The following is a 2,087-nucleotide window of genomic DNA, read 5'->3' as shown; positions in this document are numbered from 1 at the left end:
CACGACGGAAGTTCGCCTTCGCGCCCACCCCCGCGACGCGAACCCCCGCCCCGGGGGCGGGCCCCGGCGGCCCCCGGCGGCCCCGAGCCGACCTGCCCGCTCGCCGCCCGAGGCGCCCCGGTGTCCGCCACTCGGGACGGGGGATGAAGGGAGGCGGGGGGCCGGATAGCGTGGTGCCACCATGAACGACGCCTCGCAGAGCCCCGCCGCCTTTCCGGCGGACACGCCGACCCTGCTGGTCAAGATCTTCGGCAAGGACAGACCCGGCATCACCGCCGGCCTCTTCGACACCCTCGCCGCCTACGGCGTGGACGTGGTGGACATCGAGCAGGTCGTCACCCGCGGCCGGATGGTGCTGTGCGCCCTGGTGACCGCGCCGACCGGGCGCGGGGCGGACGGTGAGCTCCGCGCCACCGTGCACACCTGGGCCGAGGCCTCGCAGATGCAGGCCGAGATCATCTCCGGGCGCGGTGACAACCGGCCGCGCGGCGAGGGCCGCAGCCATGTCACCGTGCTGGGCAGCCCGCTGACCGCCGAGTCCACCGCGGCCATAACGGCCCTGATCACCGGCGCGGGCGGCAATATCGACCGGATCTTCCGGCTGGCGAAATACCCGGTGACCGCGGTCGAGTTCGCGGTGTCGGGCGCCGAGCCCGGCGTGCTGCGGTCCGTGCTGTCGCCGCAGGCCGCCGCCCGCGGGGTCGATGTCGCGGTGGTGTCGGCGGGCCTGCAGCGGCGGGCGCAGCGCCTGGTGGTGATGGATGTGGACTCCACCGTGATCCAGGACGAGGTGATCGAGCTGTTCGCCGCGCACGCCGGGTGCGAGCAGCAGGTCGCCGAGGTGACGGCCGCGGCGATGCGCGGCGAGCTGGACTTCGAGGAGTCGCTGCACGCCCGGGTGGCGCTGCTGGCCGGGCTGGATGTGTCGGTGGTGGACAAGGTCCGCTCCGAGGTGCGGCTGACGCCGGGTGCCCGGACGCTGATCCGTACTCTCAAGCGGCTCGGCTACCAGGTGGGCATCGTCTCGGGCGGCTTCACCCAGGTGACCGACGACCTCAAGGAGCGGCTGGGCCTGGACTTCGCCGCCGCCAACACGCTGGAGGTGGCGGACGGACGGTTCACCGGCAGGGTGACCGGGCCGATCGTGGACCGGGCGGGCAAGGCGCGGCTACTGCGCAGCTTCGCCGAGCAGGCCGGGGTGCCGCTGAGCCAGACGGTCGCCATCGGTGACGGCGCCAATGACCTGGACATGCTGAACGCGGCCGGCCTGGGCGTCGCGTTCAACGCCAAGCCGGTCGTACGCCAGGCGGCGGACACGGCGGTGAACGTACCGTTCCTCGACACCGTGCTGTACCTGCTGGGCATCACCCGGGAGGAGATCGAGGCGGCCGACGAGCTGGACGGTGTCGTCACCGGCTGACCGGCGCGCGCACGGAAAGCCGTCACCTGCGCGTACGCGGTTACGCCTCGTGCGGCGTCCAGAAGCCCGTCAGCCGGCCGACCCCGTGCTCGACGGTCTTCCAGGAGCCGGTGAAGGTCAGCACGGCGAAGGCGGCGGTGGGGAATCCGATCCGGTTCATCCGGGTCAGCGCCTCCCCTTCGGCGGAGCCGGCCAGCGCCTCGGCGAGGGCGTGCATGCCGGGGTTGTGGCCGATCAGGAGCAGTGAGCCGATGTCGTCCGGGGTCTCGCTGAGCAGCGCCAGCAGTTCGCCGAGACCGGCCTCGTAGAGCCGCTCCTCGTAGACGGTCCGGGGGCGGTGCGGCATCTCGTGGGCGGCGAGTTTCCAGGTCTCGCGGGTGCGCTCGGCGGTGGAGCACAGGGCGAGGTCCGGGCTGATGCCGACGTCGGCGAAGCGGCGGCCGACGGCTGGTGAATCGTGGCGGCCGCGGTCGGCCAGCGGCCGCTCATGGTCCGGGACCGAGGGCCAGTCGGCCTTCGCGTGCCGGAGCAGGACGATGGTGCGGGGCGAATCTGCGGTCATGCTCTCAAGCTTTCCAGAAATCCGGCGGGCAGGCGCGCGATGGCCGACGGCGTCGGCGGTCCGCCCGCGCGCCGATCACAGCAGGTGGTGGACCAGATCGGCGAC

At 73.0% G+C, this 2,087-nt stretch carries 2 protein-coding genes; one reads left to right on the top strand and one right to left on the bottom strand.

Annotation, left to right across the window (positions count from 1 at the left end; translation table 11 throughout):
* Positions 1 to 181: 181 nt before the first annotated feature.
* Complete coding sequence (gene serB, locus GA0115240_RS32090) at positions 182 to 1,420, top strand: phosphoserine phosphatase SerB (protein ID WP_093742237.1); 1,239 nt, start codon at positions 182 to 184, stop codon at positions 1,418 to 1,420.
* Between the two features lie 40 nt (positions 1,421 to 1,460).
* Here the strand turns inward: serB and GA0115240_RS32085 are convergent, their stop codons facing one another.
* Positions 1,461 to 1,982, bottom strand: coding sequence for a SixA phosphatase family protein (locus tag GA0115240_RS32085; RefSeq protein ID WP_093742235.1), 522 nt, complete (start codon positions 1,980 to 1,982; stop codon positions 1,461 to 1,463).
* Positions 1,983 to 2,087: the final 105 nt, after the last annotated feature.

The organism is Streptomyces sp. DvalAA-14, assembly GCF_900091855.1.
Classification (GTDB): Bacteria; Actinomycetota; Actinomycetes; order Streptomycetales; family Streptomycetaceae; genus Actinacidiphila.
Note: the sequence above shows the minus strand (reverse complement) of the source record. Positions and strands in the feature narration are given on the sequence as shown.

Excerpts from the sequence above, each read along its gene's own strand:
- serB (WP_093742237.1), top strand. The coding sequence starts at position 182 with ATGAACGACGCCTCGCAGAGCCCCGCCGCCTTTCCGGCGGACACGCCG.
- GA0115240_RS32085 (WP_093742235.1), bottom strand. The coding sequence starts at position 1,982 with ATGACCGCAGATTCGCCCCGCACCATCGTCCTGCTCCGGCACGCGAAG.